Source organism: Streptomyces sp. NPDC057743, assembly GCF_042798755.1.
Classification (GTDB): Bacteria; Actinomycetota; Actinomycetes; order Streptomycetales; family Streptomycetaceae; genus Streptomyces.
In genome coordinates, this window is record NZ_JBHVJX010000010.1 from 131,263 (window position 1) to 157,063 (window position 25,801).

General features: G+C 71.2%; 26 protein-coding genes and 1 riboswitch. Of the genes, 5 read left to right on the forward strand and 21 right to left on the reverse strand.

The window, feature by feature from the left end; genetic code table 11:
- Nucleotides 1–6: 6 nt before the first annotated feature.
- The 10 genes from ACFVFQ_RS13835 to ACFVFQ_RS13880 all read right to left on the reverse strand — a co-directional run bounded on the left by ACFVFQ_RS13835 (nucleotide 7) and on the right by ACFVFQ_RS13880 (nucleotide 9,031).
- Nucleotides 7–870, reverse strand: a complete 864-nt coding sequence (locus ACFVFQ_RS13835) for a metal ABC transporter permease (RefSeq protein WP_383414013.1) — start codon at nucleotides 868–870, stop codon at nucleotides 7–9.
- A complete protein-coding gene (locus tag ACFVFQ_RS13840; protein WP_383414016.1) occupies nucleotides 867–1,772 on the reverse strand; it encodes a metal ABC transporter permease in 906 nt (301 codons plus the stop codon). The genes ACFVFQ_RS13835 and ACFVFQ_RS13840 overlap by 4 nt, the downstream gene beginning before the upstream one ends.
- On the reverse strand, nucleotides 1,759–2,700 hold the full coding sequence (locus tag ACFVFQ_RS13845) for a metal ABC transporter ATP-binding protein (RefSeq protein WP_383414019.1): 942 nt from the start codon (nucleotides 2,698–2,700) through the stop codon (nucleotides 1,759–1,761). The genes ACFVFQ_RS13840 and ACFVFQ_RS13845 overlap by 14 nt, the downstream gene beginning before the upstream one ends.
- 9 nt (nucleotides 2,701–2,709) lie before the next feature.
- Nucleotides 2,710–3,690, reverse strand: coding sequence for a metal ABC transporter solute-binding protein, Zn/Mn family (locus tag ACFVFQ_RS13850; protein ID WP_383414022.1), 981 nt, complete (start codon nucleotides 3,688–3,690; stop codon nucleotides 2,710–2,712).
- A gap of 284 nt (nucleotides 3,691–3,974) precedes the next feature.
- On the reverse strand, nucleotides 3,975–5,159 hold the full coding sequence (locus tag ACFVFQ_RS13855; RefSeq protein WP_383414381.1) for an RNA polymerase sigma factor: 1,185 nt from the start codon (nucleotides 5,157–5,159) through the stop codon (nucleotides 3,975–3,977).
- A gap of 20 nt (nucleotides 5,160–5,179) precedes the next feature.
- Nucleotides 5,180–5,587 (reverse strand): YciI family protein, encoded by a 408-nt coding sequence (locus tag ACFVFQ_RS13860; RefSeq protein ID WP_383414029.1) that lies wholly within the window; start codon nucleotides 5,585–5,587, stop codon nucleotides 5,180–5,182.
- Between the two features lie 224 nt (nucleotides 5,588–5,811).
- Nucleotides 5,812–6,381 (reverse strand): hypothetical protein, encoded by a 570-nt coding sequence (locus ACFVFQ_RS13865; protein ID WP_383414035.1) that lies wholly within the window; start codon nucleotides 6,379–6,381, stop codon nucleotides 5,812–5,814.
- Nucleotides 6,382–6,613: 232 nt separating this feature from the next.
- Entirely contained in the window at nucleotides 6,614–7,450 is an 837-nt protein-coding gene (locus ACFVFQ_RS13870; protein ID WP_383414038.1) for a class I SAM-dependent methyltransferase, read from the reverse strand.
- Nucleotides 7,451–7,562: 112 nt separating this feature from the next.
- Complete coding sequence (locus tag ACFVFQ_RS13875; RefSeq protein WP_383414041.1) at nucleotides 7,563–8,189, reverse strand: TetR/AcrR family transcriptional regulator; 627 nt, start codon at nucleotides 8,187–8,189, stop codon at nucleotides 7,563–7,565.
- An 80-nt stretch (nucleotides 8,190–8,269) separates the two neighbouring features.
- Nucleotides 8,270–9,031, reverse strand: a complete 762-nt coding sequence (locus tag ACFVFQ_RS13880) for a chitinase (RefSeq protein ID WP_383414044.1) — start codon at nucleotides 9,029–9,031, stop codon at nucleotides 8,270–8,272.
- A gap of 356 nt (nucleotides 9,032–9,387) precedes the next feature.
- Between ACFVFQ_RS13880 and ACFVFQ_RS13885 the strand changes: the two genes are divergently transcribed.
- Nucleotides 9,388–9,966, forward strand: a complete 579-nt coding sequence (locus ACFVFQ_RS13885) for a TetR/AcrR family transcriptional regulator (protein ID WP_383414046.1) — start codon at nucleotides 9,388–9,390, stop codon at nucleotides 9,964–9,966.
- Nucleotides 9,966–10,862, forward strand: coding sequence for an MBL fold metallo-hydrolase (locus ACFVFQ_RS13890; RefSeq protein WP_383414049.1), 897 nt, complete (start codon nucleotides 9,966–9,968; stop codon nucleotides 10,860–10,862). Before ACFVFQ_RS13885 ends, ACFVFQ_RS13890 begins: the two co-directional genes overlap by 1 nt.
- 51 nt (nucleotides 10,863–10,913) lie before the next feature.
- On the opposite strand, the gene ACFVFQ_RS13895 is transcribed toward ACFVFQ_RS13890, so the two are convergent.
- Genes ACFVFQ_RS13895 through ACFVFQ_RS13905 form a run of 3 tightly spaced genes read right to left on the reverse strand, consistent with a single transcriptional unit; the run spans nucleotide 10,914 to nucleotide 13,729 of the window.
- Nucleotides 10,914–12,128: a cytochrome P450 gene (locus ACFVFQ_RS13895; RefSeq protein ID WP_383414052.1), complete on the reverse strand. Its 1,215-nt coding sequence runs from the start codon at nucleotides 12,126–12,128 to the stop codon at nucleotides 10,914–10,916.
- 31 nt (nucleotides 12,129–12,159) lie between these two features.
- Nucleotides 12,160–13,530, reverse strand: a complete 1,371-nt coding sequence (locus ACFVFQ_RS13900; protein ID WP_383414055.1) for an NAD(P)/FAD-dependent oxidoreductase — start codon at nucleotides 13,528–13,530, stop codon at nucleotides 12,160–12,162.
- On the reverse strand, nucleotides 13,520–13,729 hold the full coding sequence (locus ACFVFQ_RS13905; RefSeq protein WP_383414058.1) for a ferredoxin: 210 nt from the start codon (nucleotides 13,727–13,729) through the stop codon (nucleotides 13,520–13,522). Before ACFVFQ_RS13905 ends, ACFVFQ_RS13900 begins: the two co-directional genes overlap by 11 nt.
- A gap of 380 nt (nucleotides 13,730–14,109) precedes the next feature.
- Here ACFVFQ_RS13905 and ACFVFQ_RS13910 point away from each other — a divergent pair, with 380 nt between their 5' ends.
- Complete coding sequence (locus tag ACFVFQ_RS13910) at nucleotides 14,110–14,619, forward strand: NUDIX hydrolase (RefSeq protein ID WP_383414061.1); 510 nt, start codon at nucleotides 14,110–14,112, stop codon at nucleotides 14,617–14,619.
- A 60-nt stretch (nucleotides 14,620–14,679) separates the two neighbouring features.
- On the opposite strand, the gene ACFVFQ_RS13915 is transcribed toward ACFVFQ_RS13910, so the two are convergent.
- On the reverse strand, nucleotides 14,680–14,970 hold the full coding sequence (locus tag ACFVFQ_RS13915) for a hypothetical protein (protein WP_383414064.1): 291 nt from the start codon (nucleotides 14,968–14,970) through the stop codon (nucleotides 14,680–14,682).
- 402 nt (nucleotides 14,971–15,372) lie between these two features.
- Between ACFVFQ_RS13915 and ACFVFQ_RS13920 the strand changes: the two genes are divergently transcribed.
- Nucleotides 15,373–16,395: an ETX/MTX2 family pore-forming toxin gene (locus ACFVFQ_RS13920; RefSeq protein ID WP_383414067.1), complete on the forward strand. Its 1,023-nt coding sequence runs from the start codon at nucleotides 15,373–15,375 to the stop codon at nucleotides 16,393–16,395.
- A 51-nt stretch (nucleotides 16,396–16,446) separates the two neighbouring features.
- Nucleotides 16,447–17,631 carry a hypothetical protein gene (locus tag ACFVFQ_RS13925; RefSeq protein ID WP_383414070.1) on the forward strand — a complete coding sequence of 395 codons (1,185 nt, stop codon included), beginning with the start codon at nucleotides 16,447–16,449 and terminating at the stop codon, nucleotides 17,629–17,631.
- Here the strand turns inward: ACFVFQ_RS13925 and ACFVFQ_RS13930 are convergent.
- The 7 genes from ACFVFQ_RS13930 to ACFVFQ_RS13960 form a co-directional block, all read right to left on the reverse strand.
- Nucleotides 17,624–18,772, reverse strand: a complete 1,149-nt coding sequence (locus tag ACFVFQ_RS13930) for a glutamate--cysteine ligase (RefSeq protein WP_383414073.1) — start codon at nucleotides 18,770–18,772, stop codon at nucleotides 17,624–17,626. The genes ACFVFQ_RS13925 and ACFVFQ_RS13930 overlap by 8 nt on opposite strands.
- 330 nt (nucleotides 18,773–19,102) lie before the next feature.
- The gene (locus ACFVFQ_RS13935; RefSeq protein WP_383414075.1) at nucleotides 19,103–19,897 is read right to left on the reverse strand and encodes an enoyl-CoA hydratase; all 795 of its coding nucleotides are present in this window, start codon (nucleotides 19,895–19,897) and stop codon (nucleotides 19,103–19,105) included.
- Nucleotides 19,894–20,793, reverse strand: a complete 900-nt coding sequence (gene mmsB / locus ACFVFQ_RS13940; protein WP_383414078.1) for a 3-hydroxyisobutyrate dehydrogenase — start codon at nucleotides 20,791–20,793, stop codon at nucleotides 19,894–19,896. Before mmsB ends, ACFVFQ_RS13935 begins: the two co-directional genes overlap by 4 nt.
- A complete protein-coding gene (locus ACFVFQ_RS13945; protein ID WP_383414081.1) occupies nucleotides 20,790–21,869 on the reverse strand; it encodes an enoyl-CoA hydratase/isomerase family protein in 1,080 nt (359 codons plus the stop codon). Before ACFVFQ_RS13945 ends, mmsB begins: the two co-directional genes overlap by 4 nt.
- A complete protein-coding gene (locus ACFVFQ_RS13950; protein WP_383414383.1) occupies nucleotides 21,866–23,014 on the reverse strand; it encodes an acyl-CoA dehydrogenase family protein in 1,149 nt (382 codons plus the stop codon). Before ACFVFQ_RS13950 ends, ACFVFQ_RS13945 begins: the two co-directional genes overlap by 4 nt.
- Before the next feature lie 5 nt (nucleotides 23,015–23,019).
- Nucleotides 23,020–24,543 carry a CoA-acylating methylmalonate-semialdehyde dehydrogenase gene (locus ACFVFQ_RS13955; RefSeq protein WP_383414084.1) on the reverse strand — a complete coding sequence of 508 codons (1,524 nt, stop codon included), beginning with the start codon at nucleotides 24,541–24,543 and terminating at the stop codon, nucleotides 23,020–23,022.
- 214 nt (nucleotides 24,544–24,757) lie between these two features.
- Nucleotides 24,758–24,939, reverse strand: a riboswitch (cobalamin riboswitch).
- A gap of 81 nt (nucleotides 24,940–25,020) precedes the next feature.
- Nucleotides 25,021–25,785 (reverse strand): ABC transporter ATP-binding protein, encoded by a 765-nt coding sequence (locus ACFVFQ_RS13960; RefSeq protein WP_383414087.1) that lies wholly within the window; start codon nucleotides 25,783–25,785, stop codon nucleotides 25,021–25,023.
- Between the last annotated feature and the right edge of the window lie 16 nt (nucleotides 25,786–25,801).

Here is a 25,801-nt window from a genome sequence, read left to right on the forward strand (position 1 = left end):
TTTCGTTCATGCCCCCGCGGGGGCCGCTGTCCGGGTGCGGGTGACGGGGCGTCGTATCAGGAAGGTGGCGGCGTAGACGGCGGTGGCGGCGGTCATGATGGCGAAGCTCGGCGGAATCCGGGGCAGTGCCTGGGCGGCGAAGAGTCCCGCCCACATCTCCAATACGGCGAGCACGGCGGAGAGGGCGAGCGCGCGGTAGGGGCGGTTGGTAAGCCGGATCGCGGCGCCGGCGGGGGCCGCCAACAAGCCGAGCAGGAGCAGCGATCCGACGGCCTGGGTGGCCTCGGCGGCGCTGACGCCCGCGATCGCCAGGAAGCCGAGGCCGAGGAGCCGGACGGGCACTCCGCGGGCGGCGGCCACGGCTTCGTCGAGGGTGGCGAAGAGCAGAGGGCGCGCGAGGAGCAGCACCGTCAGGCAGATGCCGGCAGCGACCAGGGCGGCCACCATCGCGCTGCTCGCGGAAATGCCGAAGATCGAGCCGAACAGGACGCTGACACCGGCGTTCCCGTTGGTGGTGCTGCGGGAGGTGGTGTAGAGGGTGGTGAAGAAGGCGCCGAGGCCCAGGAGCCAGGAGAAGACGCTGCCTATGACCACGTCGTCGGGGCGTGCCGCGCGGCCGAGGGTGCCGAAGAGCAAGGCGATGGCGACGGTGGCGGCGAACAGCCCGAGGCGCAGGTCGTAGCCGAAGGCGAGGGCGGCCATGGCGCCGGTGAAGGCGACGTGGCTGAGGGCGTCGCCGGTGAAGACCTGGGCGCGCAGGACGAGGAAGTAGCCGACGAGGCCCGAGGCGGTGGCGATGGCGGTGCCGGCCAACAGGGCGTGCAGGAAGAAGGGTTGGGCCAGTGGTGAGGCGGCCAGCAGACTGGTCATGCCGTGACCTCCTTGGCCGGCAGGGACGGCCTGAGGCGGCCGCGGACCGCGTACAGCGCGTGCCCGCCCCGGGCGAGCACGTAGCCGGCGAAGGCGAACGACGTCACGAAGAAGCCCAGGGGGTAGGGCGAGTAGTAGGCGGCGGTCAGGCCGAGCCAGGTGGCCGCGAAGGCGAGGAGCACGGCGAGCCCGAGGCTCAATCCCGGTCGGGCGGTGAGGGTTTGGGCGGTGGCGGCGGGGATGACCATCAGGGCGAAGACGAGCAGGGTCCCGGTGATCTGGCTGGCCTCGGCGGTCGCCACGCCGAGCAGGACGAGGAAGAGCACCGAGAGGGCGCGGACCGGGACCCCCCGTCCGGCGGCGACCTGGGGGTCGATGGACGCGAAGAGCAGGGGACGCCCGATGAGCGCCAGTACCGCGAGCACCCCCATGCCGGCCCACGCCAACACGGTCACCTGCGTCGAGGTGATGCCGAGGAACGTGCCGAACAGGATGGTCTGCGGGCCCTCCAACAGCCCTTTGTACAGGGCGATGAAGAGAAAGCCGGTGGCGAGGAGGAAGGCTTGGACGGTTCCGGTGAGCGCGGAATCCTCGCGGTCGCCGCTGCCGCGCAGCGCCGCGATGACCAGTGCGGCGGCCACGCAGAGGGCGAAGTAGCCGTAGACCGCGCCGACTCCGAGCAGGACCGCCCCGGCCGCGCCGGGGAAGGCGACCGTGGAGACGGTGTGCGCGGCGAAGGTCCCCCGCCGCAGCACCACGAACCACCCGACCACGGCCGACACCACGGCGGTGATCGCCCCCGCGCGGAAGGCGTTGACCATGAACGGGAACGACCACATCTGTTGGAAGTCGGCGACGAGGTTCCAGGACCAGGCGGGCGCGGCGGCGTCAGCCAGCAGCATGGGCGTCTCCCGGCGTCTCGTGGCGGTCGGTGTGGCGAGCGGGCGGCTCCGGCTGTCCGACCACGACCAGCCGCCCGCCGGAGGTCCGCACCACCTCGACCGGGGTGCCGTAGAGCCGGGTCAGCGTCTCGGAGGTGATGACCTCCTGCGGGGTGCCGGTGGCCGCGCCGCCCTCGGCCAGGTACACCACCCGGTCGAGGTGGTGGAGTATCGGGTTCACGTCGTGCGCGACCATCACCACCGCCACCCCCTCCTGGTGGCAGATCCGGCCGATCAGCGCGGCCACCGCACTCTGGTTGGGCAGGTCCAGGCTGTCCAACGGCTCGTCCAGCAACAGCAGTTCGGGCCGACGGACCAGTGCCTGCGCGATCAGCAGCCGCTGCTGCTCACCCCCGGAACACCAGCCGATCGGCCGGCGCGCGTACCCCGACGCCCCGACCAACTCGATGGCCTCGGCGACCCGTTCGCGCGCGGCCCGCCAGCGGGCGGTCGGGAACGGCAGGGGCACACCCCAACGGTCGCCGTCCAGGCCCATCCGGACGATGTCGATGCCGCGGATGCGCATCGAGGAGTCGAAGCTGCGGCGCTGCGGCAGGTAGCCGATCCGGTCGTTGGCCTGCCCCGGGCGGGCACCGAGGACGCGGACCTCGCCGGCCGCGGCGGGCAGCGCGCCGAGCAGGACCTTGAGCAGGGTGGATTTGCCGACGCCGTTGGGGCCGAGGACGGCGGTGAACTCGCCGGGCCCGACGCGCAGGTCCGCCCCCGTCCACAGCGTGCGGCCCGCCACGCGCACGGCGGCGTCCCGCAGGGCGACCACCGGGCCGCTTCCGGTTTCCGCGGCCGGGGCGTGGGTTCGGGGTGCGGGGAGGGTGGTGCCGCTGCGGTCGGTTCGGGGGGCGGCTTCGCGCACCTTCGCTGTCGGGTTCATGGCGTCAGTTCACTTCCCGGTCGCCTTGGCCAACGCCTGCTCGATGCCCCTCAGTTGGGCCGTCTGCCACTGCTGGAAGGTGGCGCCCGCGGGGGCGAGGGTCTCGGTCACGGTGGCGACCGGGATGCCCGCCGCCTTGGCGGCCTTGACCTGTGCCTGCACGTCCGGGGTGGAGTTCTGGGTGTTGTCGACGTAGACCTTGATCTGCTTGTCGGCGATCTGCCGGTCGATGGTGGCCTTGTCCTTGGCCGTCGGGTCGGAGCCCTCGCTCATCGCGTCCAGGAACGTCTCGGGGGTGAGCATCTTCAGCCCCAGCCCCTCCGAGAGCGGCGTGACGATCGACTCCGAAGCGCCGATCGGGGTGCCCGCGTACTTGGCCTTGATGTCGGCTATGAGCTTGTTGTAGTCGGCGAGGGTCTTGGTCTCGAAGGTCGTCTTCTGCTGCTCGAAGTAGCCGGCGTCGGCCGGGTCCAGCTTCTTGTAGTCGGCGGTGATCCGCTCGACCACCTTGTGGACGTCGCCCGGGGCGTACCAACGGTGCGGGTTGCCGCCCGGCTTGACCCCGACCAGGTCGCCGACCTTCAATTCGGCGCGCCCGCTGGCCGGGTTGGCGGCGAGCAGCTTGTCGGCCCAGCCGTCGTAGCCGATGCCGTTGACGATCGCGTACTGGGCACCGGCCACGGTGCGGGCGTCGGCGGCGGTCGCTTCGTAGTCGTGCGGGTCGGTGTTGGGGTTGGTGATGATGCTGGTCACCTTCGCGTGGCTGCCGCCGAGCTGGGCGGCGATGCTGCCCCAGAAGTTCTCCCCCGCCACCACCTGGAGCGTCTTGCCCGACCCGCCACCGGTGGCGGCCGCGGTGGTGCCGCCCTTCGCCGACGAGGTCGAGCAGGCCGTCGCCGTCGCGGCGGTCGCGAGGGCCACCGCGGCACCGAGCGCGAGGCGCACGGTGCGTCGGCCGGAACGCGGGGTGGGAAAGGACATGGGGAACATGCGGGCCTCCTTCAGGCGACGCCGGACGCGGAGGGGCGCGATCCAGCCACAGAGCGACGCACCACACGCTAGACGAAAACGATTTTCATCTCAATCACAGATGAAAACCATTGCCATCTCTTGCCTGGCCCTTTGCGAGCGCGCGTCGGGGGCACCCTGTGGTGCGGCGTCGGCGCAAGGGGTTGGGTGCGGCCCGGCGGGTCCGTGGCTCGCCGCGGGCCTTGGTGGCCGGGAGACAAACGGTGAGGCCAAGGCACCGGGACCGCAGCCCTCGTGACGACCCGTCAGCCGTTCCGGCGGGCGTTGAGCCGGGCGGCCTGGCGCGTCAGATGGTCGCGTTCGGCGAGGTTGGGCGCCTTGTGTGCGGCCACCGCGTACAGCCGCGCCGCCTCCGCCAGATCGCTGGCGCGCTCGTGGAGGTATGCCGCCACCGCGGCGTAGCGGGGCAGCGAGTCGTCCAGCGTCGCGAGCGCCGCCAGCCCCGCGCGCGGTCCGTCGGCCTCCCCCACGGCCACCGCGCGGTTGAGCCGGACGACCGGGCTGTCGGTCAGTCGCGCGAGCTCGTCGTACCACTCGACGATCTGCACCCAGTCGGTCTCCCCGGCGGTGGGCGCATCGGCGTGCAGTGCCGCGATGGCGGCCTGGGCCTGGAACTCGCCCAACCGGTCGCGGGCGAGGGCCGCTTGAAGAATCTCGACGCCCTCGGCGATCAACTCCGTGTCCCACCGGCCGCGGTCCTGCTCGGCGAGCGGCACCAGGTTGCCGTCGGGCGCCGTACGGGCGGCCCGTCGGGCGTGGTGCAGCAGCATCAGGGCGAGCAGCCCGGCCACCTCGGGGTGGTCGATCGCGGCCGCGAGCTGCCGGGTGAGCCGGATGGCCTCGGCGGCGAGGTCAACATCGCCGGAGTAGCCCTCGTTGAAGACCAGATAGAGGACGCGCAGCACGGTGGCGACGTCGCCGGGCTGGTCAAAGTTTCCCCGAGCTCTCGACTCCGCTCGACCAGGGGAGACCCCATTGCCAGAAACGGTGCGCTTGGCCCGGCTGATGCGCTGGGCCATGGTCGCCTCCGGCACCAGGTACGCCTGGGCGATCTGGCGGGTGGTGAGCCCGCCGACGGCGCGCAGCGTGAGCGCGACCGCGGACGCGGGGGTCAACGACGGGTGTGCGCACAGGAAGTAGAGCTGGAGCGTGTCGTCCACCGCCGACGCGGGGCCCGGCGCCGGCTCCTCGTCAACGAGGTCCTCACGCCGGCGGCGGGCGACGTCCGCCCTGGTCGCGTCGAGGAACTTGCGCCAGGCAACGGTGACCAGCCAGCCCTTCGGGTCCCGCGGAGGGTCGGCCGGCCAGACGCGGACCGCCTCGACCAGCGCGTCCTGCACGGCGTCCTCGGCCGCCGCGAAGTCGGCTCCGCGGCGGACGAGGATTCCGAGCACGCTCGGGGTGAGGCTCCTCAGCAGGGCCTCGTCCATCTGAGAGGTCACCGGGAAGGTCACTCCGAGATGGTGGGCGGCGCGGTCAGGAACGGGCGCAGCTCCAACCACTCGTGGATCGGCCGCCCGCCGGCCCCGGGGGCGGCCGACAGCTCCCCGGCCAACTCGACCGCGCGCTCGTAGCTGTCGACGTCGATCACCATCCAGCCGGCGATGAGGTCCTTGGTCTCGGCGAACGGTCCGTCGGTGACCGGCGGACGCCCGGCGCCGCCGTACTGCACCCACGTTCCCTCGGGGGCGAGCGCCTGACCGTCGACGAACTCTCCGCTCTTCTCCAGCCGGTCCGCGAAGTCCTGCATGTACTGCACGTGCGCCGAGATCTCCTCGGGCGTCCACTTGTCCATGGGCACGTCGTTGACCGGGGCCGGAGCGCCGCGGTAGTGCTTGAGCAGCAGGTACTTGGCCATCGTGGTTCTCCTTGGTGCGGGTGCAACCCATTGTGGTCGCGTTCACCCCGGGGACGGAGCCGGCCACGGGTTCTCGACATCGCCGTCAGACTTTTTTGACACGCGCGGCTGAGCCGAGGCGCGGGCGGGCCGCCACGCGGTTTCCGCGGCCCGGGCCTGGCGCGGAGGCGGACGGCTCCGACCGCCTACGGCGGCACAGGACGGCTCCGCCCCCACCGCTTCCCTCACGGGCCGACAACGGCAAGGAGAATGTCCACCGCCATCCCCACAGCGCCGCTGATCGCCAGCCACTTCGAGATCCGGTCGGCCCATGGACGCCGCTCCTCCCCCGCGAGCCCGCGGCGCCCTCGGAACGCCCAGTCCGGCTCGGTCCCACGGACCGCGTAGGGCAGCATCACCGAAGCCACCAGCAGCCCGCCGAAGATCATGGCGAGATACCCCCAAGGCGCGCTGTCGCCGGGAGGCAGGTAGTCACCGGTCCCCTGCCGCACCTCGATCACCTGACCCGGCTGCAAGGTCCACGACCCGATGCTCGCCCGCGTCTCCCGCCCACCGGCGTCCTCATCACCCCACCGATCACCGCCCCGCTCGCCGCCCGGCCCGCGAACGCCGTCCGGCCGGAAGACGCCCTCGCACTCCCGCGACGGCCCCCTGTGCGCCCCACCCGGACGCGCCTCGCATGTGCCCACGGTGAACGTGCCGTGCGTACCCGCGAGCCCGACGGCGACGGCCGCATTGGACGCGCCGAGGTAGCACAGCACCGACGCGAAGAGCAGCCCGAGACCCCCGCGCACATACCCGCCAGGGCTCCCCCGACGACGGCCGGTTGACCGGCCACCCCGTCGCCCGAGCCCACTCCCCTGACCAGTATCCGAACCCCCGAACGTCATGAGCAGGGACTCTATCCAGACCCTCGGGGACGCAGCGAAGGGAGGCCAGAACGCGGCGTCCTGCTGGACGGTCCAGCCGTTGCCGTCGGGGTCGTCGAAGGACTTCCAGCGTCGCTTGTCGCGGCTTCGCCGCTCTTCACACGGGCGCGGTCCCCGCCCGCCCCAGGAACAGGCTGGTGATGACCTTCACTTGTGCGCGGCCTCCGTGAGTGTCCACGATGCGGGCGGTCTCGGCGAAGATCCGCTCGCGGGCGTCGGCGGGGAGCGCCCGGTAGCCGCTCAAGGAGGCGAGCAGCTCGATCAGCGCGGGCGTGGAGCGTTCGTGTACGGAGGTGTAGAGGCGGTGGTCCGGGTCGACGAAGCCGTTCGCGGTCATGTCGCGCCACTGGCGGGCGTCGGGGCCGCGGCGTGCGGGGCGGGGCCGGGGAGCGAGGAGGGTGTCCGGCGGTATCTCGATGCCGAGGCGGGTGTGGGCGGCCGTCAACTGGTGCTCCAGCTCGTCGCTCTGAAGGAGCCAGTGGTTCCAGAAGAGGGCTATCGCGCCGCCGGGAGAGAGCGCCGCCCGGGCCCGGGTCCAGCGGACGGCCGGATCGACCCAGTGCCATGCCTGGGCGCAGTACAGCAACCCGTAGCGCCGTTCCGGCCGCCAGTTCTCGAAGTCGGCTACGGCGAGGGTGACTTGAGGCAGTGACGCGCAGCGGTGACGCAGCACCTTGGCCATCCGGGCGTCCGGTTCGACGCATGTCACCGGTACGCCGGAGCGGGCGAAGGGCAGCGTCGCCTTGCCGGTGCCGGCTCCCACTTCCAACGCCGCATCGCCCGCGCCCAGGGCGGAGAAGTCCAGGACGTCCGCGATGAGTTGGTGGGGGTAGTCGGGTCGGCCCGTGTCGTACTGTTCGGCGTCCTCGCCGAAGAGGTGGCGGCGTTCGCTCGTCCCGGATGTCGGGTCGTTGCCCGGAGTCCCGTGCGGCATGCATGTCACGGTAGACCAGGCGCCGCGCGGCCGGGAGGGCGCCTGGCGGGAGTTGGCCACCGGGCGGGCGGGGTTCAACGGGGGCGACGCCGGGGATCGAGCGGGGGCGTCGTCACCGGCGGAACAGTCTGTCCAGGTGGTGGTCGATGGCGGTCAGGGCTTCGGCGGGCGCGACCACGTCCAGCTCGATCAGGGTGGCGAAGCCGGTGAGGGCGAGCAGGAGGTTGGTTTCGGCCGCCGGGTCGCGGTCTGGGGCGATGTGGCCGTCGGCAATCGCCTGACGGACCAACTCCTCGACGAGCAGGCGCCCTTGGGCCATGCCTTCGCGTGCCTGGGCGTGGATGTTGTCGTTGTGCAGCGCCTCCAGGACGTAGGCGGCGCTCATCCGGCTGGCCGCGCGGGCGTCGCCGTGCAGGGGGAGCATCTCCGTGAGCATCACCCGCAGCACGTCGCGGGGGTGCGGCTGGTCCCCCAGTTCCTTGAGGCCCTGGTTGACGCGCCGCGTGCGCTGCTCGGTCGCCAGCTCCATGGCGAAGGAGAGCATCGCCTCGCGGGACGTGAAGTAGTGCTGCAACGCCCCGTGGGAGATGCCCGCCTCCTTCGCGACCTCGCGCACGGACAGCTGCGAGACGCCGCGCTGCTCCACCACCTGCCACAGCGCGCGGGCGATCTCCTCGCGGCGTTCGCGGTGGTCCACCTGTTTCGGCATCGCCTGGCTCTCCACACCCTCGTTTCCCATACGGTCGACATAATACGTGCGGCTGATGAGGGTGAGGGCGCGAGGAGAGCGGAAGGGCGTGGATCCGCGGCCCGTGGGGGTCAGCAGCTCAGGTGGTCGCCCGGTGTGGTGCCGAGGATCTGCGCGAAGCGCTTGTAGTTGTCGATGCGGTTCTGCACCTGGCCGGGGTTGCCGCCGTTGCACTCGATGGAGCCGTTGATGCTGCGGATGGTCTCGCCGAAGCCGGCGCCGTTGACCATGGCGTCGTGCGCGGTCATGGTGCCCGGGCCGTTCTGGGTGTTCCAGTACCAGAGCGCGGTCTTCCAGGAGACGGCGGCGTCCCGCTCGACCAGGTAGGGGTTGTTGAGCAGGTCGATTCCCAACGCGTCGCCCGCGGCCTTGTAGTTGAAGTTCCAGCTGAGCTGTAGCGGCCCGCGTCCGTAGTAGGCCGCCTGGCCGGCCGGGCAGCCGTAGGGGCGGGTGGCGTCGCAGTAGTGCGGGTAGTTGCCGGTGTTCTGTTCCACGACGTAGACCAGGCCGCCGGTCTCGTGGCCGACGTTGGCAAGGAAGGCCGCGGCCTCCTGACGCTTGACGGTGTCGCTGCCGGTGTTCGCGAACGCCGGGTAGGCGCTCAGCGCGTCGACCAGGCCGTTGTAGGTGTAGAACGGGTTCCGGTTCGGGAACATCTGGTTGAACTGCGCCTCGCTGACGACGAATCCCTCGGCCCGGGTACCGGCGCCGGACTGGGCCGTACAGGAGGAGGCGCAACCCGCCGCGGCCACCGCGGGCGAAGCCGGTAAGGCGAGGGCGAGTCCGGCGACCATGGTGGTGGCGCTCAGGAGGACGGCGAGTCGGGATTTCATGGCGGTGACTCCTTCGTGCGGCCGAGCCCGCGGACGGCGGGGCGGGCGACCGAGGTGGGGGTTGGCGTACATGTCCCGTACGGGTCAGGCGAGTTGGCATCCAGTGGGGGCGCAGAGGACATCGTTGTGACCGGCGAGCAAGCGACGGCGGTCTAGACCAACGTCACACTACGAGCGCGCGCACCGACATGTCCATACCAATGCATGCCCGATGACGGCCACCCCACCCCAACTCACCGCCCATACAGCGACATTGACGGAAGTTGGCGGATCTTCGTCGGGCAACCAGGGCCACTTCTCTTCCCATGAGTCCAACTCACTAGACCAGTCGTCATAGTTGGGTTAGCGTTCCGGGCATGGCTCGTCGATCTGACAGTCGGCAGCGGATGTTGGAGTCCGCCGCCGAGCTCTTTCATGCGCAGGGTTACCACGCCACCGGCCTGAACCAGGTGGTCACCACCAGCGGGTCCCCGAAGGGGTCGCTGTACTTTCATTTCCCGGGCGGGAAGGAGCAGTTGGCGGCCGAGGCGTTGCGGATGTCCGGCGGTCAACTCTGCGAAGTCCTACGGGAGATGACGGCCCAGGCCCCGGATGCGGCGAGTGGGATCGATGCGGTCGTGGAGGGCTTGATCGGTGCGCTGACCGGCTCCGGTTTCCACCGTGGGTGTCCACTCGCGGCCGTCGCCCTGGACGCCGCGGCGGACAGCGAACAGATCCGCCAGGCATGCGCCGAGGGCTACGACTCCTGGCGCGAGTTGATCGCCGACTTCCTCGGCAACCAGGGACTGGCCGCGGACCGGGCCGATGCGCTGGCAACCGTTGTCCTGGCGTCGGTCGAGGGCGGCCTGCTGTTGGCCAAGGCCAGTCACGACACCGTCCCGTTGCGCGCGGTCGCCGACCATCTGCGCGCCACGATCGAGAGGGAGCTCCCCTGATGCGCGTCCACCACCTCAACTGCGGGCCCCTCAGGCCGCTCGGCGGTCGGCTGATCGACGGCGAGCCGGGGCTGTTCCGGCGCGCCGAGATGGTCTGCCACTGTCTGTTGCTGGAGACCGATGCGGGTCTGGTGCTGGTCGAGACCGGGTTCGGGACCCCGGCCAGTCATCGGCCCGTGGAGTGGCTCGGTCGGAAGTTCGTGCGCCGGACGCACCCGATCACCGATGTCGAGCAGTCGGCCGTCCGACAGATCGCGCGCCTGGGATTCGACCCGGGCGACGTGCGACACATCGTCCTCACCCACCTCGACCTCGACCACGCAGGCGGGCTCGTGGACTTCCCCCAGGCCACCGTCCACGTCTACGCCGAGGAGCTTCGCGCGGCCCAACAGCCCCGCACCCCACAAGAGCGCAACCGGTATCGGGCTGCCCACTTCGCGCACGGGCCGAAGTGGGCGCCGCACGCCGGACTCGGCGAACCGTGGTGGGGCTTCGACGCCGTGCGGCAACTCGACGGGCTGCCGCCGGAGATCCTGCTCGTGCCGCTCGCCGGCCACACCCGCGGCCATGCCGGGGTCGCCGTCGACACCGGCCGCGGCTGGCTACTGCACGCCGGCGACGCCTACTTCCACCCGGGCGAACTCGATCCGGTCCGACCGCACTGCCCGCCCGCGCTGGCCCTGTTCGAGTCGATGGTGCAGACCGAGAGGCGGGCCCGGCTGCACAACCAGCAACGGTTGCGCGAGCTGGCCCACGGGCCGAGCGAGCGCGGTGGCCACGGCGGCGCGCCCGGCCACCGCGACCGGGTCCGGATCTTCTCCGCACACAACGCCGCGGAATACCGCCGTCAGGGTGCCTCCCTCACCCTCAACCCGCGGCCGGAGACGACCAACTGACCACGACACGGTCACGCACGGCCACTCACCACACAGTCACTCACGACACGTTCAAGCGAACTCCCGTATGGCGAGCGGCAGATGCCGGGGCCCCCGCAGCATCGCGTTCTGGCGGTAGGGCGGCGGGTCCTGCAACAGCGTGGTGGCGCCGAGGCTGGGCAGCAGTGCTCCGAGTGCGGTCTGGGCCTCGATGCGGGCGAGCGGTGCGCCGTAGCAGAGGTGGATGCCGCCGCCGAAGCCGAGGTGTTGATTGTCCTGGCGGGCGATGTCGAAGCGGTCGGGGTCGGTGAACTGCGCGGGGTCACGGTTGCCCGAGGCGAGCGCCAGCACGACCTTGCTGCCCTCGGGGATCACGGTGTCCGCAACCTCCATGTGGGCGAGGGCGATGCGTTGCCGCATGTGGACCGGGGGTTCGTAGCGCAGCAGCTCCTCCACCGCGCTGGGCATCAGCTCGGGTTCGCGGCGCAGCCGCTCGATCGCGTCGGGGTGGCGCAGCAGGGTGAGCACCCCGTTGGTGATCAGGTTGACGGTGGTCTCGTGTCCGGCGATGAGCAACAGCACGGCGGTCTGCGCGAGTTCCTCGCGGGTGAGCCGCAGGGTCGGGTCCGGTTCGTTGACGAAGGCGGCGAGCAGGTCGTTGCTGGGGTGGCCGCGGCGTTGCTCGCCGAGGTTGGCCAGGTACCCGCCCATCTCGTCCAGGGTCTGGAGGGTCGCCTGGTCCGGCTTGGCGGCTTCCTCGCCGGGCTTGATGTCCGCGGCCGCGACCAGCGCGTCGGACCATTGCCGGAACATCGGCTCGTCCTCGCGCGGGACGCCGAGCAGTCGGCAGATGACCGTGACGGGCAGCGGATAGGCGAAGTCGTCGACGAGGTCGATCTCGGAACGGTCCCGGATCCCGGCGAGCAGTTCCTCGGTGATCGCGTTGATCTCGCCGCGCATCGAGTCGACCATCTTCGGGCTGTGCGGCGGACCGAACGGCCGCATGGCCAGGGTGCGGAGCCGGTGGTGTTCGGGGTCGTCGAGCTGGAGGAACGAGGGCTTCACCGGCTCCTGGGACGGGTCCGTGGAGACGTCGCGGCCGCGGACCTCGACGCTCATGCGCGGGTCATGGAGCAGCGCGGACAGGACGTGGTAGGTACCGATCAGATAGGTGCCGTCCGTCTGCCGTACGACGTGACCGGCCTCGCGGAGTTCCGCGTACAGCGGGTAGGGGTTGGGGCGGTTGGCGTAGTCGGTGATGCGTGCCAACAGGGTTTCGGCGGGCATGGGATTGGGCTCCTCGGGTTGGCTGACGGGCTCAGCCGTGCTGCACCGTGACCAGCCGGCGGTCCGGCAGGTGGCCGGTGAGTGCCACGGTGGGGCCGTGCGAAAGCCCCGCGGGAGACGGCACGTCGGAGGGGATCGCGATCTCGGCCGCGAGCGGGCGGTCCGCGGCGCCGGGCTCCGGCGGGAACGGGGCGGCGGCCTCGATGAGGTTCCGGTAGTGCTCCAGCGACTTGGCCATGTTGACGGTGACCGCTGCGGTGACCCGTCCGCGGTAGCCGTACACGACCGCCAGGCGGCCCGCTTCCAACGTGCCCTGGGCGATGACGACGTGGTCGGAGAAGGTGGGGACGCCCACCGACTTGATGTTGTGGCCGAACTGGGTCGACCAGAACACCGGGACGGCGAGGTGCGGGCGGCGCAACGGCCCCGGATTGACCATGTTGTGGGCCGCCACCTCGGCCTGTTCGACCGCGTTGCCCCAGTGCTCCAGCGAGAGGAGTTGGTACTCGTAGAGCGGGTGCGGGAAGCGGGAGACGTCGCCGGCCACGAAGACGTCGTCGGTGACGATCCCGTACATGTTGAAGGCTCGGCATCCGGCGTCGCAGGCGAGGCCGCGGGGGCCCGCTGCCAGTCCGGAGTCGGCCAACCACTCGACATTGCGGATCGCCCCCAGCGCGGCGACGCACACGTCCGCGTCGAGGTGACTGCCGTCGGAGAGGTCAGCGCCGACGAACCGGCCGTTGCCGTCCCCGCGCAGGGCGGTGACCGTCACCCCGCAGCGCAGGTCCACGCCGTGCTCGCGGTGCATGCTGACGGCCAGCTTGGCCAGGGTGCCGCCGACCGCGCCCACCAGGGGTGCCGGGCCGCGTTCGGCGACCGTCACCTCGATACCGCGCTCCCGGCAGGCCGAGGCGATCTCGGAACCGGTGAAACCGGCACCGATCACCAGCACGCGTTGCGGCCCGGCAGCCAGATGCGCGGCCAGACTCGCCGCTTCGTCGCGGGTGCGCAGCGTGCACACCCCGTCGAGGGCGGCCTCCTCGGGGTTGGGCCAGGGCCGTGCCCGGGTCCCGGTGGCGATCAACAGCCGGTCGTACGGGAGCGCTTCGCCGTCGGACAGGGATACCTGCTTGGCGATGGGATCCAGTCCGGTGGCGCGCACCCCGAGCCGCCAGTGGGCCTTCGGGTCCTGGCGCATGGGCAGTCCGGTGGTGTCCGCCGGCGCGAGGCCGAGCAGCACCTGCTTGGACAGCGGGGGCCGGTCGTAGGGCGCATAGGGCTCGTCCCCGACCACGGTCAGTGAGCCGGTGAAGCCCTCCTCGCGCAGCTTCTCGGCGGCGCGCAGTCCGGCCAGTGAGGCTCCGATGATGACGATGTGCCCGTCGTGCAACTCACTGTCCATCGGCGTTCACTCCCTCGCCCATGAGGATGGCCTGGACCGGGCACGCGGCCACGGCCTGACGCACGCGCTCCTGCTGGTCCTCGGGGACGGACGGGGCATAGAGCAGCCCCTCCTCCCCGTGGAGCTGGAACATCTCCGGCGCGAGAAACACGCACTGTGCATAGCCCTGGCAGCGCGTGAGGTCAACGACGATCTGCATCCCCACCACTCCCTCGGTCGCCACACCCCCTCACTTCCAGAGTGGGGTAAGAGTCGCGGGCTCGCCTGGCAACGGTGCTGGGGCATGGGGGCCGCCCTCCGCACGTATGCGCTGGTGCGGGTTCCTATGCAAGGGGGATGTCGATGTCGGGTGGGAGGTCGCCGGCGCGCCGGGCTTCCCGTAGGACGTGGGTGATCACCGCGCGCGAGTCGTCGTCCCGTTCGGCCACCCGCGGGCGCAGTCCTGGGCGAGCTCCTCCCGTTGGATGCGGACCGTCACCAACAGGCCACCCTGGTACTGGCGTTCGCGACGGCGGCCCGCGCCCGCCCGCTTCGCCCGCGCCCGCGAGGGCGGGTTGGATCGGTCGCTAACCTGGGGCGATGCCTGATCGGGAGAGAAACTACCGTCGACAGTCCGCCCGTGTTGTGCTGATCGACGCGAGGGACAGGGTCCTGCTGCTCAAGTTCCATGTCACGCCGGGACGGCCCGAGGACGGTCACGGGTGGGCCACCCCCGGAGGGGGCGTGGAAGGCGACGAGAGCCTGGCGGAGGCCGCCGCCAGGGAGCTGTGCGAGGAGATCGGACTGGCCGTCGCCCCGGAAGCGCTCGGACCTCAGGTGGCCGAGGCTTCCGGGTACGCCGAACTCGGTTGGGCGGCGGGGTACTTCCGGGACGTCTACTTCCATCACCGGGTCACGGACCACCGGGTTCGGCTCGACGGCCAGGAGGAGCACGAGCGCGCCTCGCACGCGGGGCACCGCTGGTGGACGGTGGACGAGCTGCGCTCCAGCAGTGAGACCATCTATCCGCTCGCGCTGGGCGACCTGGCGGCGGAGCTGGTCGCCGGACGGATTCCGGCGACGCCCCGTCAACTCCCCTGGCAACATTGACGGGTGGCTACTAAGCGGCCCCGGAAGGGAGATTGCCCCGTCGCCTTCCTCGGACGCCGGCTACCCCTTGCCCCGGCGCCGCTCGCCGGTGGCCAGTGCCGCAACCAGGTCGGCGCCGCGCGCCGCCAGGAGGCGTCGTCGCTCCCAGCGGGAGCGCGGTCGGGCGCCGCCCCCTTGGGTGCCCTGCGGTGCAAGCGAGCGCGCGGTGAGGCGCCGCCCGGCGTCTGCAAGGTCGGCCAGGATGCGCTCCCGCTCGCGCTCGTTGCGCGCGCTACGCAACGCGGTGTACAGGCCCTCGATTCGCGCCACCGCCGCGCCGATGCGCAGGTTGGCGCTGCCTGTCGCTGACATCCCGCCCCGTGCCACCTACAGCCTCCCGATATGCGTAGTCGCTCGCCCAGTGCACAACACTTGCCCACGTGCGCAATACCGCAACCTTACCGGGAGGGGGATCCGCGCGACTTCCCGATTTCGCGTGGCTTCTCGTCAACCGACACGCCAACCGCCGCGTCAACTACCGTGCGCACGAGCGGAAGTCACCGCAGCGATCCTTCTCGACGCGGGAGCCCCAGCCGCACCATCCGGCCACGCCATGAGCAGGCTGCACCGACGGCCCTCACCCGCCAGCTCCTGCTACGAAGTCGGGTGATTCAGGACCAAAGTCCCTATGCGGGGCGGAAGATCACCGATTGCATTGCTGTCCAAGCCGGCCGGTCGCCTTTCCCCTTCCGCTCCTACCGCATTGGGACCCTCATGAGCCACGTCTCCAGACGGCGCGTTCTCGCCCTCGCTCCGGCCGCCGGCCTCGCCGGAGCACTGCCCACCTTCCTCGCCGCCCCCAACGCCTCGGCGGCCGCGCCCAGTCGACCGAACGCCGCGCAGCGCACCCAGCAGCACAAGGCCGCGACCCGCTCCCTCCAGGAGATCACGGACGCCTGGGGCAGCTGGATGGCCAAGGAGCGCTTCCCCGCCTCCAACGGCTGCCGCTTCACCGCGTCCACCGAGTACGGCAAGCAGAGCGCGCTCAACGACTACCACCGCTACCAGGTCGGCGCGAAGTACCGCGGCATCACCTACGACCCCAGCGCCCCCTCCCCCATCCCGGGCCAGGTCAGCTCCGTGACCACCAACTACCGCAACGGCTCCGCGGTCGAGCAGACCGTCACGTACAAGCAGAGCAAGACGACCGAGCAGGACCTGCGGATATCGGTGACCGAGTCGCTGAAGATCGGCATCAGCATGGAGGTGTCGGCCGAGATCCCGGCGGTGGCGAAGGTCAGCGAGACCACCTCGATCGAGACCAACCTCTCGTCCACGCAGGAGTTCACCCACAAGGAGACGCAGACCTGGAGCGTTGACCTCCCGCTCAGGATTCCGCCGAAGTCGGCCATCGAGGCGTCGCTCGTCGTCGGCACCCAGCAGTACGACATCGACTGGTCCGCCACCGTGAACATGACCGGGAACGTGGCGATCTGGTTCGAGGAGAAGGTCGATCTCAATCACGACGGCGACCGCCACTGGCTGTGGTTCGTCCCCATCGAGGAGGTGTTCCGCGACTGCCGCGCCAACTCCATCGTGGACACCACCGGCTACGAGATCACCGCGGACGGCGTGGACGCCTACGCGAGCGGGACGTTCGGCGGCGGGCAGGGCGTGTCCCTCAATGTCAACGTCGTCCAGAAGGACCTCGACGGGACCAGTCGTGGCAACGTCGCGCGGATGACGCCCGTGCCGCTCAGCCAGAACGGGAAGAAGGTCATTCACGCCGGTCGCTGACGGTCGGTAATCCCGTCGACGCTGCGTGGCTGGCTGGGGATAATCCCGGCCATGGTGCTGCCGGTGCTGTGGATCTGTGGTCCGCCAGGAGTCGGGAAGACCACGGTTGCCTGGGAGATGTATTCCCAGGCAACGCGTGGCGGGCGCGGGGCGGTCGGGTACGTCGACATCGACCAGCTGGGGATGTGCTACCCCGCCCCCGCGACGGATCCGGGCCGGCACCGGCTGAAGGCGCGCAACCTCGGTGCGGTGGCGGCCGGCTTCCGGGCCGCGGGCGTCCGGTGCCTGATCGTCTCCGGCGTCGTCGATCCCGCCGGCGGGGTGCGCCCGGAGGACGTGCCGCAGGCCGCGGTGACCGTCTGTCGGTTGCGTGCCGACCGGGAGGTGCTGCGGCAGCGGTTTCTCGGGCGCGGGGGTCCCGCCGGGTTGGTCGATGCCGTGCTGCGGGAGGCCGATGCGCTGGACGCGAGCGACTTCGCGGATGCCTGTGTGGACACCGGTGGTTTGCGGGTGGGTGAGGTGGCGCGGTTGGTCGGCGAGCGGATGGGTGGCTGGCCTGCGCCGGCCGACGGGCGGTGGGTCGCCGCGGAGGTGGGCCCGCCCCCACCGCAGACGGCGGACGTCGAGCGCGTTCCCGTCCTGTGGCTGTGCGGGGCGACGGGCGTCGGCAAGTCGACGGTCGGCTTCGAGGTCTTCCAGAGGGTCCTGCGTGCCGGGGTCGTCGCGGCGTACCTCGATCTCGATCAGCTCGGCTTCCGCCATCCGGTGCCGGACGATGATCCGCTCCATCACCGGCTCAAGGCACGCAACTTGGGGGCGGTATGGCGGACTTATCGGGCGGCCGGGGCGCAGTGCCTGATCCTGTCCGGGCCGGTCGAGGACGAGGCGACGGCCGCGGCGTACGCAAAGGCCCTGCCGGACGCGCGGTGGGCGCTCTACCGTCTGCACGCCGGGCCGGACGCCTTGACGCGGCGCGTCATGTCGCGTGCGGGAGGCGGGAGTTGGGACCAGCCGGGTGACCCGCTGCGGGGGCGCTCCGAGGCGGAACTACTCCGGGTGGCAGACCGGGCGGTGGCATCGGCCGCCGCCCTGGACGCTGCCGGGGTCGGCGAACGGCGCATCGCCACCGACGGGCGCACTGCGGCAGAGGTGGCGGAGGCCGTCCTCGCCGATCCGGACGTCTTGGGCGGACTGCTCACGATGGGGCGTCATCTTCTCAACGGAGAACTCAGTTGAGGAGGGAACGGGTTCCCCTGGTGGCCTGGATCGCGTAGTCGACGACGTCCGCCGGGTTCTGGCCCGAGCGTTGGTAGACCGCGCGGAGTCGCTGGGCGCCGTTGCCCTGGGTGCGCAGCCAGCCGGTGGCCTGCTCGACGAAGGGGAGGTCGCCGGAGTGCAGTAGCGCCGGTCGTATGTGGGCTATCAGCGCGTCGACGGCCTGCCAGGCGGGGACGAGGTTGCCGGTCGCGGCGTCCGGCAGGTCGCCGGTCATTCCGTAGCGGGCCGCGCGCCAGCAGGAGGCGCGCAACACCTCGCTGCGGATGGGTGGTTCGGTGGGCGTGCGGTGTGCGGGGTGGAGGGCGGTCTGCACCAGGCCGCGGCAGAGGGCGGTGAGCAGCAGTTCCTCGTCCACGGTGAGGGAGACGTCGGCGACCCGTAGTTCCACGGTCGGCCATCTGACCGAGGGGCGGACGTACCAGTAGAGCATGCCCTCGTCCAGGCCGGCGGAGGAGCGCACCAGTTGGTCGACGGTGCCGCGGTAGGTGGCGGCGTCGGGGAGGTGCGGGGGCGGTCCCGCGGTCGGCCATCGGGACCAGACCATGGTGCGCCAGCTCGCGTAGCCGGTGTCGGTGCCGTTGTGCACCGGGGAGTTGGCGAACAGGGCGAGCAGGGTGGGGAGCCACGGCCGCATGAGGTTGCAGACCTGCAGCGCGTCGTCCAGGCCGTCGACGCCGATGTGGATGTGGGCGCCGCCGACGCAGGAGGTGTGGGCGAGCGAGCCGTAGGTCTCCTGTATGTAGGCGTACCGGTCCTTGGGGGTGAAGAGGGGCGGGCTTTCGACCGGTGGCATGCCGACGGCGATGAGTCGGCAGCCGTTCTCCTCGGCTGCCTGGGCGAATCGTCGGCGTCCGGTGACCAGTTGGCTTCTCAGTTGTTTCAGGTCGTGGCAGACGTCGGTGACGAGTTCCAGTTGTGCGGCGTGCATTTCGGGCTCGGCGCGCGGGATGGCGGACGACAGCGCCGCATGGACCTCCGGGCCTTTGGGTGCCAGTCGCCTGCTGTGCGGGTCGACGAGGAGGAACTCCTCTTCCACGCCGACGGTGGGCACGGGCCAGGGCCGGTCGACCGCCTCGGCGGGCAGGGATGTTGGCCTCATGAGCGGGGGCCCGTCTCCTGGGCGGGGCGGCCGGGCCCGTCGGCGGTCGGCTGTGCGGGGGCGTCAGGGGAGGGCACAGCGGAAGCACTCAGGCAACTGAGAAGCATGATCAAGATCGTATATCCCGATGCTGGCGTCGCGGTGCCCGGTAAGTAGCCAACAATTGGGGGTAGTTAGTGGGACTTCAGGGGTGGGGGTGACGTGAGTGTGTGGGGGCGGTGGTGAAGGGTCGAGTGGGAATTGCCCGGAGCATTATCGGGCCGCCCACGACGGATCGGTGCGCGGTGCGCGGTGATCCGGGCGGGCGGCCCGACGGGTAGTTCGTGCGGGTCAGCGGTGGGTGAAGTGGGGTGGGCGCTTGTCGATGAAGGCGGTCATGCCTTCCTTTTGGTCGGCGGTGGCGAAGGCCGCGTGGAAGATCCGGCGTTCGAAATGGACGCCTTCGGCGAGGGTGGTTTCGAAGGACCGGTTGACCGCTTCTTTGGTCATCATTGCGACCGGAAGTGACATGCCGGAAATGGTTTCGGCGACTGCCAGCGCCTCGGCGCGCAGTTGGTCGGCGGGCACCACACGGGAGACGAGGCCGGCGCGTTCGGCCTCCTCGGCGTCCATGGTGCGACCCGTCAGACACATCTCCATCGCCTTGGCCTTGCCGATGGCGCGGGTCAGCCGTTGTGAGCCGCCGATGCCGGGCAGGACACCCAGTTTGATCTCCGGTTGGCCGAAGACGGCAGTGTCTGAGGCGAGCAACACGTCGCAGAGCATGGCCAGTTCGCAGCCGCCGCCCAGGGCGTAGCCGGCGACGGCGGCGACGGTCGGGGTGCGGAGCCGGCCGAGCCGGTCCCAGGCACCGAACCAGTCGCTGAGGTACATGTCGAGGTAGCCCTGCGGCTGCATCTCCTTGATGTCGGCGCCGGCCGCGAACGCCCTGGCCGAGCCGGTGAGGACGATGCAACCGCAGTCCGGGTCCCGGTCGAGGGCTTCGGTGGCGGCGACGACCTCGTGCATGAGCTGGAGGTTCAGGACGTTGTGGGCCTTGGGTCGGTTGAGGGTGATCAGGGCGGTGCGGCCGGTGCGTTCGACCAGGATCGTCTCGTAGGTGTCGGCCGGGGGCGTGGTGGTCATGCCGGCCCTCCGTCGCGCTGTTCCCTGATGCCCCGGACGATGCCGGAGAAGTCGGCGTCCGAGCCGTTCTGTTGGGCGTAGGCGGCATACAACTCGGCGGCGTGTTGGCCGAGTTCGGTGCGGGTGCCGGTGGCCTTGGCGGCGTTGGCGGCCAGGCCGAGGTCCTTGGCCATGAGGGGTGCGGCGAAGCCGGGGCGGTAGTCGTGGTTGGCGGGGCTGGTGGGTACCGGGCCGGGGACGGGGCAGTTGGTGGTCAGGGCCCAGCACTGGCCGGAGGAGGTGGCGGCGACGTCGTAGAGCGCCTGGTGGGAGAGGCCGAGGCGCTCGCCGAGCACGAACGCCTCGCTGACCGCGATCATCGAGATGCCGAGGATCATGTTGTTGCAGATCTTCGCCGCCTGGCCGGCGCCGGGGCCGCCGCAGTGCACGGTCTTGCGACCCAACACGTCGAGGTACGGCGCGACTTGGGCCGCGTCGTCCGCTGCGCCGCCCACCATGAAGGTGAGGGTGCCGGCCTCGGCGCCGACGACGCCGCCGGAGACCGGTGCGTCGAGCATCCGCATCCCGGCCGCGGTGGCCTTGTCATGGGCGACGCGGGCGTCGGTGACGTCGATGGTGGAGCAGTCGACGAAGAGCGTTCCGGGGCGGGCGGCGGGGAGGATGTCGTCGTAGAGGGCGAGGACGTGGCGGCCGGCGGGCAGCATGGTGAAGACCAGGTCGGCGTCGGCGACGGCCTGTGTCGCGGATGCGGCGGGTGTCACGCCGGCGGTGGCGGCCGCGTCCAGGCAGCTGGCCGCCCTGTCGTAGCCGCGCACGCGGTGGCCTGCCGCGGCCAGGTTGGCGGCCATCGGACCGCCCATGTTGCCCAGTCCGATGAAGGCGAGGGTCACGGTCACCAGGGGACCTCCTGTGTCGTGCCGGGTTGGGCGAGTCCCAGCTCGTCGTCGCCCAGGGGGGCGAAGAAGCGGGCGAGGTGCGCTTCGGTGACGTCGGCGAGGGTGGGTGGGGACCAGCGCGGGTTGCGGTCCTTGTCGACGATCTGGGCGCGGATGCCCTCGACCAGGTCCGGGGTGGTGAGGGAGGCGCAGGAGACGCGGTATTCCTGGTTGAGCACCGCTTCGAGGGATCCGAGGTGCCGGGCCCGGCGGAGGGCGTTGAGGGTGACCTTGAGGGCGGTGGGTGACCTGGTGAGCAGCGTCTCGGCCGCTTCCTTGGCCGCCGGGTCGCCGTGCGAGGAGAGCCGGTCGATGATCTCCTCGACGGTGTCGGCGGTGTAGCAGGCGTCGATCCACGGGCGGTGGTCGGCGAGTTGGGCGGGCGGGGCCGGGCGGACGTGGCGTTCCAGGACCGCGTGGGTGGGCCGCTCGGCGAGCTCGTCGCGGAGTGCCGGGAGGGCGTCGGAGGGGACGTAGTGGTCGGCGAGTCCGCACAAGAGGGCGTCGGCTGCGGTGAGTTGAGCGCCCGTCAGGGCGAGGTGGAGGCCGAGCGATCCGGGTGCGAGGGCGAGGAGGTAGGTGCCGCCGACGTCGGGGATGAAGCCGATGCCGGTCTCGGGCATGGCAATCCGGGAGCGTTCGGTGACGACGCGGACGCTGCCGTGGGCGGAGACGCCGACGCCGCCGCCCATCACGATGCCGTCCATGAGGGCGACATAGGGCTTGGGGTAGCGGGCGATGCGGGCGTTGAGCCGGTACTCGTCGGCCCAGAAGGCGGCGGACCCGGCGCCGTCGCCGTCCCGTGCGTCGTCGTGGACGGCGCGGATGTCACCGCCCGCGCACAGGCCCCGCTCCCCCGCGCCGGTCAGTACGACGGTCTCGATGCCTGGATCGTTCTCCCAGGCGGTGAGGGCCTCGTCGATGCGGCGGACCATGGGGTGAGTGAGGGCGTTGAGGGCACGGGGGCGGTTGAGGGTCAGATAGCCGGCCCGGCCGCGGGTCTCCAGCAGGACGGGCTGGTCGTCGGCGCCGGTCACTGGAACGCCTCCGTCAGGCCGCGGGCCACGATGACGCGCATGATCTCGTTGGTTCCTTCCAGTATCTGATGGACGCGCAGGTCGCGCACGATCTTCTCGATGCCGTATTCGGCCAGGTATCCGTAGCCGCCGTGGAGTTGCAGGGCACGGTCGGCGACGGAGTAGCCGGTGTCGGTGGCGAAGCGCTTGGCCATGGCGCAGAGTTGGGGTGCCTGGGGATCGCCCCGGTCGAGTGCCTGGGCGGCCTGGTGGACCAGGGCCCGGGCGGCGGCGAGTTCGGTGGCCATGTCTGCCAGGCGGAAGCGCAGTGCCTGGGCGTCCAACAGGCGGGCGCCGAACGCCTCGCGGTCGGCGAGGTGGGCCAGGCTGCGGTCCAGGGCGCTGCGGGCCCCGCCGAGGGAGCAGGCGGCGATGCCGAGGCGGCCGCCGTTGAGGGCGTTCATGGCGATCCGGAAGCCCTGGCCCTCGCCGCCGAGCAGCCGGTCGGCGGGTATCCGGACGCCGTCGAGGACGACTTGGCGGGTGGGTTGGGCGTGCCAGCCCATCTTGCGTTCGTTGGCGCCGAAGGAGACGCCGGCGTCGTCCTTGTCGACGAGGAAGGCGGAGACGCCGCGGGAGCCCTCGTCGCCGGTGCGGGCCATGACGACGTAGAGCTGGGAGGCGCCGGCGCCGGAGATGAACTGTTTGACGCCGGTCAGTACGTAGCCGTCGCCGTCGCGGACGGCGCGGGTGCGGAGGGCGGCGGCGTCGGAGCCGGCGCCCGGTTCGGTCAGGCAGTAGCTGGCGAGGTCGTCCATCGCGCACAGCCGGGGCAGCCAGCGTTCGCGCTGGCCGGGGGTGCCATAGCGGTCGATCATCCAGCCGACCATGTTGTGGATGGAGAGGTAGCCGGCGATGGCGGGGCAGCCGGAGGCGAGGGTCTCGAAGATCAGGACGCCGTCGGCGCGGCCGAGCCCGCTGCCGCCGGACTCCTCGCGCACATAGACGCCGCCGAGTCCCAGGCCGGCCGCCTTGCGGAGCACGTCGAGGGGGAAGTGCTTGTCGCGGTCCCAGTCCAGGGCGTGTGGGGTGAGGTGATCCTGGGTGAAGTCCAAGGTGGTTTCGACCAGGGCCAGTTGGTCCTCGGTGAGGTAGGTCGCGGTCACCGTGCTCACCCCATCACCGGGATCGTGAAGCTGGCGCCCTCCCTGAGGCCGGCGGGCCAGCGGGAGGTGACGGTCTTGGTGCGGGTGTAGAAGCGGATGGCGTCCGGGCCGTGTTGGTTGAGGTCGCCGAAGCCCGAGCGCTTCCAGCCGCCGAAGGTGTAGTAGGAGACGGGGACCGGGATGGGGACGTTGACGCCGACCATGCCGGTGTTGACGCGTCGGGTGAAGTCGCGGGCGGTGTCGCCGTCGCGGGTGAAGAGGGCGACACCGTTGCCGTAGGGGTGCTCGCTGGGCAGCCGCAGCGCCTCTTCGTAGTCGGCGGCGCGGACGACGGAGAGGACGGGGCCGAAGATCTCCTCCTGGTAGATCCGCATGTCCGGGGTGACGCGGTCGAAGAGCGACGGGCCGGCGAAGAAGCCGCCCGCGTGTCCGGGGAGGGTGAAGTCCCGTCCGTCGACGGCGAGTTCGGCGCCCTCTTCGACGCCGAGGTCGACATAGGAGCGCACCCGGTCGACGGCGTCCCGGCCGACCAGCGGCCCGAAGTCGGCGTCCGGGTCGTCGCTGCGGCCGACGCGGAGTTGGCCGATGCGCTCCGTCAGTCGTGCGACCAGGGCGTCGGCGGTGTCCTGTCCGACGGGTACGGCGACCGAGACCGCCATGCAGCGTTCGCCGGCGGAGCCGTAGCCGGCGCCGATGAGGGCGTCCACGGCCTGGTCGAGGTCGGCGTCCGGCATGACGATCAGGTGGTTCTTGGCGCCGCCGAAGCACTGGGCGCGCTTGCCGTGGGCGGCGGCGGTGGCGTAGACGTGGGCGGCGATCGGGGTGGAGCCGACGAAGCCGAGCGCCCCGACGCGGGGGTCGGTGAGCAGGGTGTCGACGGTTTCCTTGCCGCCGTGGACGACGTTGAGCACGCCGGGCGGCAGGCCCGCCTCCAGGAACAGTTCGGCGATCCGGTACGGGACCGAGGGGGCGCGCTCGGAGGGCTTGAGGATGAAGGCGTTTCCGCAGGCCAGGGCGGGGGCGGCCTGCCACAGGGGGATCATCGCGGGGAAGTTGAACGGGGTGATCCCGGCGGCCACGCCGATCGGGGAGCGCAGCGAGTGCACGTCGATGCCGGTGCCGGCATTGTCGCTGAACTCGCCCTTGAGCAGGTGCGGGATGCCGGCGGCGAACTCCACGACGTCCAGGCCGCGTTGGAGGTCGCCGTGGGCGTCGGGGAGGGTCTTGCCGTGCTCGGAGGAGAGCAGGCGGGCCAGCGAGTCCTTGTCGCGGTCGGCGAGTTGGAGGAAGCGGAGCAGGACTCGGGCCCGGCGTTGGGGGTTCCATTCGCCCCAGGCACGTTGGGCCTCGGTGGCATCGGTGATGGCGGCCTCGGTCTCGCCGCGGGTGGCGAGCGGGACGCGGGCCTGGACCTCGCCGGTGTTGGGGTCGTAGACGTCGCCGTGGGCCCCCGAGGTTCCCGGGGTGGGCTTGCCGCCGACGAAGTGGGTGAGTTCGCGGGCGGGTTGGGGGCTGTGTGCACGGACCATGGTTGCCTGCTCTCGTCAGGTGGGATCCGGGGATGGCGCGCCGGACCACGCCGCGCGCGGTGGCGGGCGGGCCGTGGGGGCGCGGGATCGCGCAGGGCGGAGGGACCGCTCAGACGGTGGGAGCCGCGGGGGCGGCCTTCGTTGCCCGTCCGGGCGGTTGACCAGGGTCGCGGGTACGCACCGGTGCCATGCGTGTCTGCTCCATCCTCGTGGACAACACGGAACGCCCCACGGCCGGTATCCTGACTTCCGGATCAGCGCGCGTCGTCCGCCTTCCCGACCGCCTCCACGTCAGTGGCGTACTGCTCGACGGCGCGCTCCCCGGTAACAGTGGCGGGACCGTGCCGGATTCGCACCGGCTTCCCTGCACCGTGGGCCTCGCCCTCGAATATATAGTTGGACGTCCTAGTAAATCTACCCCTGCCTGAACCCCGGCCCCCTGCCTGGCCACAGGCAGGGGGCCGGGGCGGGCGCCACTCAGGGCAGCACGACGATGTGCGGCTTGCCCTTCGCCGGGTGCCTGCTGACCTCGGTCCGCACGCCGTAGACCTCGGCGATCAACTCCTCGGTCAGCACCGCCTCCGGGGGGCCGTCGGCGAGCAGGCGGCCCTGGTCGAGGACGCAGATGCGGTCGCAGAAGGCCGCGGCGAGGTTGAGGTCGTGGACCGCGATGACGGCGGTGACGCCGAGCGTCCGGACCAGTCGCAGGGCGTCGAGTTGGTGGCGCAGGTCGAGGTGGTTGGTCGGCTCGTCGAGCACCATGACCGAGGGTTGTTGGGCCAGTGCGCGGGCGATCAGCACGCGTTGCTTCTCGCCGCCGGAGAGCCGGTCGAAGCGCCGGTCGGCCAGTTCGGCCACGCCCAGCGACGCCAACGCGGCGCCGACCGCCTCGGTGTCATCCCGGCTGTCTGCCTGGAACGCCCGGCGGTAGGGGGCGCGCCCCATCGCCACCACGTCCCGGGCGGTCAGGCCGAAGTCGGAGGGCATCTCCTGGAGCACCGCGGCGAGCGTGCGGGCGACTTGACGGGCCGGCAGGCGCCGGATGTCCGTGCCGTCGAGCAGGACGCGCCCGGAGTTCGGCCGCAGCGCCCGGTAACAGGTGCGCAGCAGGGTGGACTTGCCGGCCCCGTTCGGGCCGACGAGCCCGACCACCTCGCCCGGCCCGGCCCGCAGTGAGACGGAGTCGACCAGGGTGCGGCCGGCCACCTCGACGGTCACCGACTCGATGCGCAGTTCGCTCATGCCGAGAACTCGCTTC

Excerpts from the sequence above, each read along its gene's own strand:
- ACFVFQ_RS13835 (WP_383414013.1), bottom strand. The coding sequence starts at position 870 with ATGACCAGTCTGCTGGCCGCCTCACCACTGGCCCAACCCTTCTTCCTG.
- ACFVFQ_RS13840 (WP_383414016.1), bottom strand. The coding sequence starts at position 1,772 with ATGCTGCTGGCTGACGCCGCCGCGCCCGCCTGGTCCTGGAACCTCGTC.
- ACFVFQ_RS13845 (WP_383414019.1), bottom strand. The coding sequence starts at position 2,700 with ATGAACCCGACAGCGAAGGTGCGCGAAGCCGCCCCCCGAACCGACCGC.
- ACFVFQ_RS13850 (WP_383414022.1), bottom strand. The coding sequence starts at position 3,690 with ATGTTCCCCATGTCCTTTCCCACCCCGCGTTCCGGCCGACGCACCGTG.
- ACFVFQ_RS13855 (WP_383414381.1), bottom strand. The coding sequence starts at position 5,159 with ATGGACGAGGCCCTGCTGAGGAGCCTCACCCCGAGCGTGCTCGGAATC.
- ACFVFQ_RS13860 (WP_383414029.1), bottom strand. The coding sequence starts at position 5,587 with ATGGCCAAGTACCTGCTGCTCAAGCACTACCGCGGCGCTCCGGCCCCG.
- ACFVFQ_RS13870 (WP_383414038.1), bottom strand. The coding sequence starts at position 7,450 with ATGCCGCACGGGACTCCGGGCAACGACCCGACATCCGGGACGAGCGAA.
- ACFVFQ_RS13875 (WP_383414041.1), bottom strand. The coding sequence starts at position 8,189 with ATGGGAAACGAGGGTGTGGAGAGCCAGGCGATGCCGAAACAGGTGGAC.
- ACFVFQ_RS13880 (WP_383414044.1), bottom strand. The coding sequence starts at position 9,031 with ATGAAATCCCGACTCGCCGTCCTCCTGAGCGCCACCACCATGGTCGCC.
- ACFVFQ_RS13885 (WP_383414046.1), top strand. The coding sequence starts at position 9,388 with ATGGCTCGTCGATCTGACAGTCGGCAGCGGATGTTGGAGTCCGCCGCC.
- ACFVFQ_RS13890 (WP_383414049.1), top strand. The coding sequence starts at position 9,966 with ATGCGCGTCCACCACCTCAACTGCGGGCCCCTCAGGCCGCTCGGCGGT.
- ACFVFQ_RS13895 (WP_383414052.1), bottom strand. The coding sequence starts at position 12,128 with ATGCCCGCCGAAACCCTGTTGGCACGCATCACCGACTACGCCAACCGC.
- ACFVFQ_RS13900 (WP_383414055.1), bottom strand. The coding sequence starts at position 13,530 with ATGGACAGTGAGTTGCACGACGGGCACATCGTCATCATCGGAGCCTCA.
- ACFVFQ_RS13905 (WP_383414058.1), bottom strand. The coding sequence starts at position 13,729 with ATGCAGATCGTCGTTGACCTCACGCGCTGCCAGGGCTATGCACAGTGC.
- ACFVFQ_RS13910 (WP_383414061.1), top strand. The coding sequence starts at position 14,110 with ATGCCTGATCGGGAGAGAAACTACCGTCGACAGTCCGCCCGTGTTGTG.
- ACFVFQ_RS13915 (WP_383414064.1), bottom strand. The coding sequence starts at position 14,970 with ATGTCAGCGACAGGCAGCGCCAACCTGCGCATCGGCGCGGCGGTGGCG.
- ACFVFQ_RS13920 (WP_383414067.1), top strand. The coding sequence starts at position 15,373 with ATGAGCCACGTCTCCAGACGGCGCGTTCTCGCCCTCGCTCCGGCCGCC.
- ACFVFQ_RS13925 (WP_383414070.1), top strand. The coding sequence starts at position 16,447 with ATGGTGCTGCCGGTGCTGTGGATCTGTGGTCCGCCAGGAGTCGGGAAG.
- ACFVFQ_RS13930 (WP_383414073.1), bottom strand. The coding sequence starts at position 18,772 with ATGAGGCCAACATCCCTGCCCGCCGAGGCGGTCGACCGGCCCTGGCCC.
- ACFVFQ_RS13935 (WP_383414075.1), bottom strand. The coding sequence starts at position 19,897 with ATGACCACCACGCCCCCGGCCGACACCTACGAGACGATCCTGGTCGAA.
- ACFVFQ_RS13955 (WP_383414084.1), bottom strand. The coding sequence starts at position 24,543 with ATGGTCCGTGCACACAGCCCCCAACCCGCCCGCGAACTCACCCACTTC.
- ACFVFQ_RS13960 (WP_383414087.1), bottom strand. The coding sequence starts at position 25,785 with ATGAGCGAACTGCGCATCGAGTCGGTGACCGTCGAGGTGGCCGGCCGC.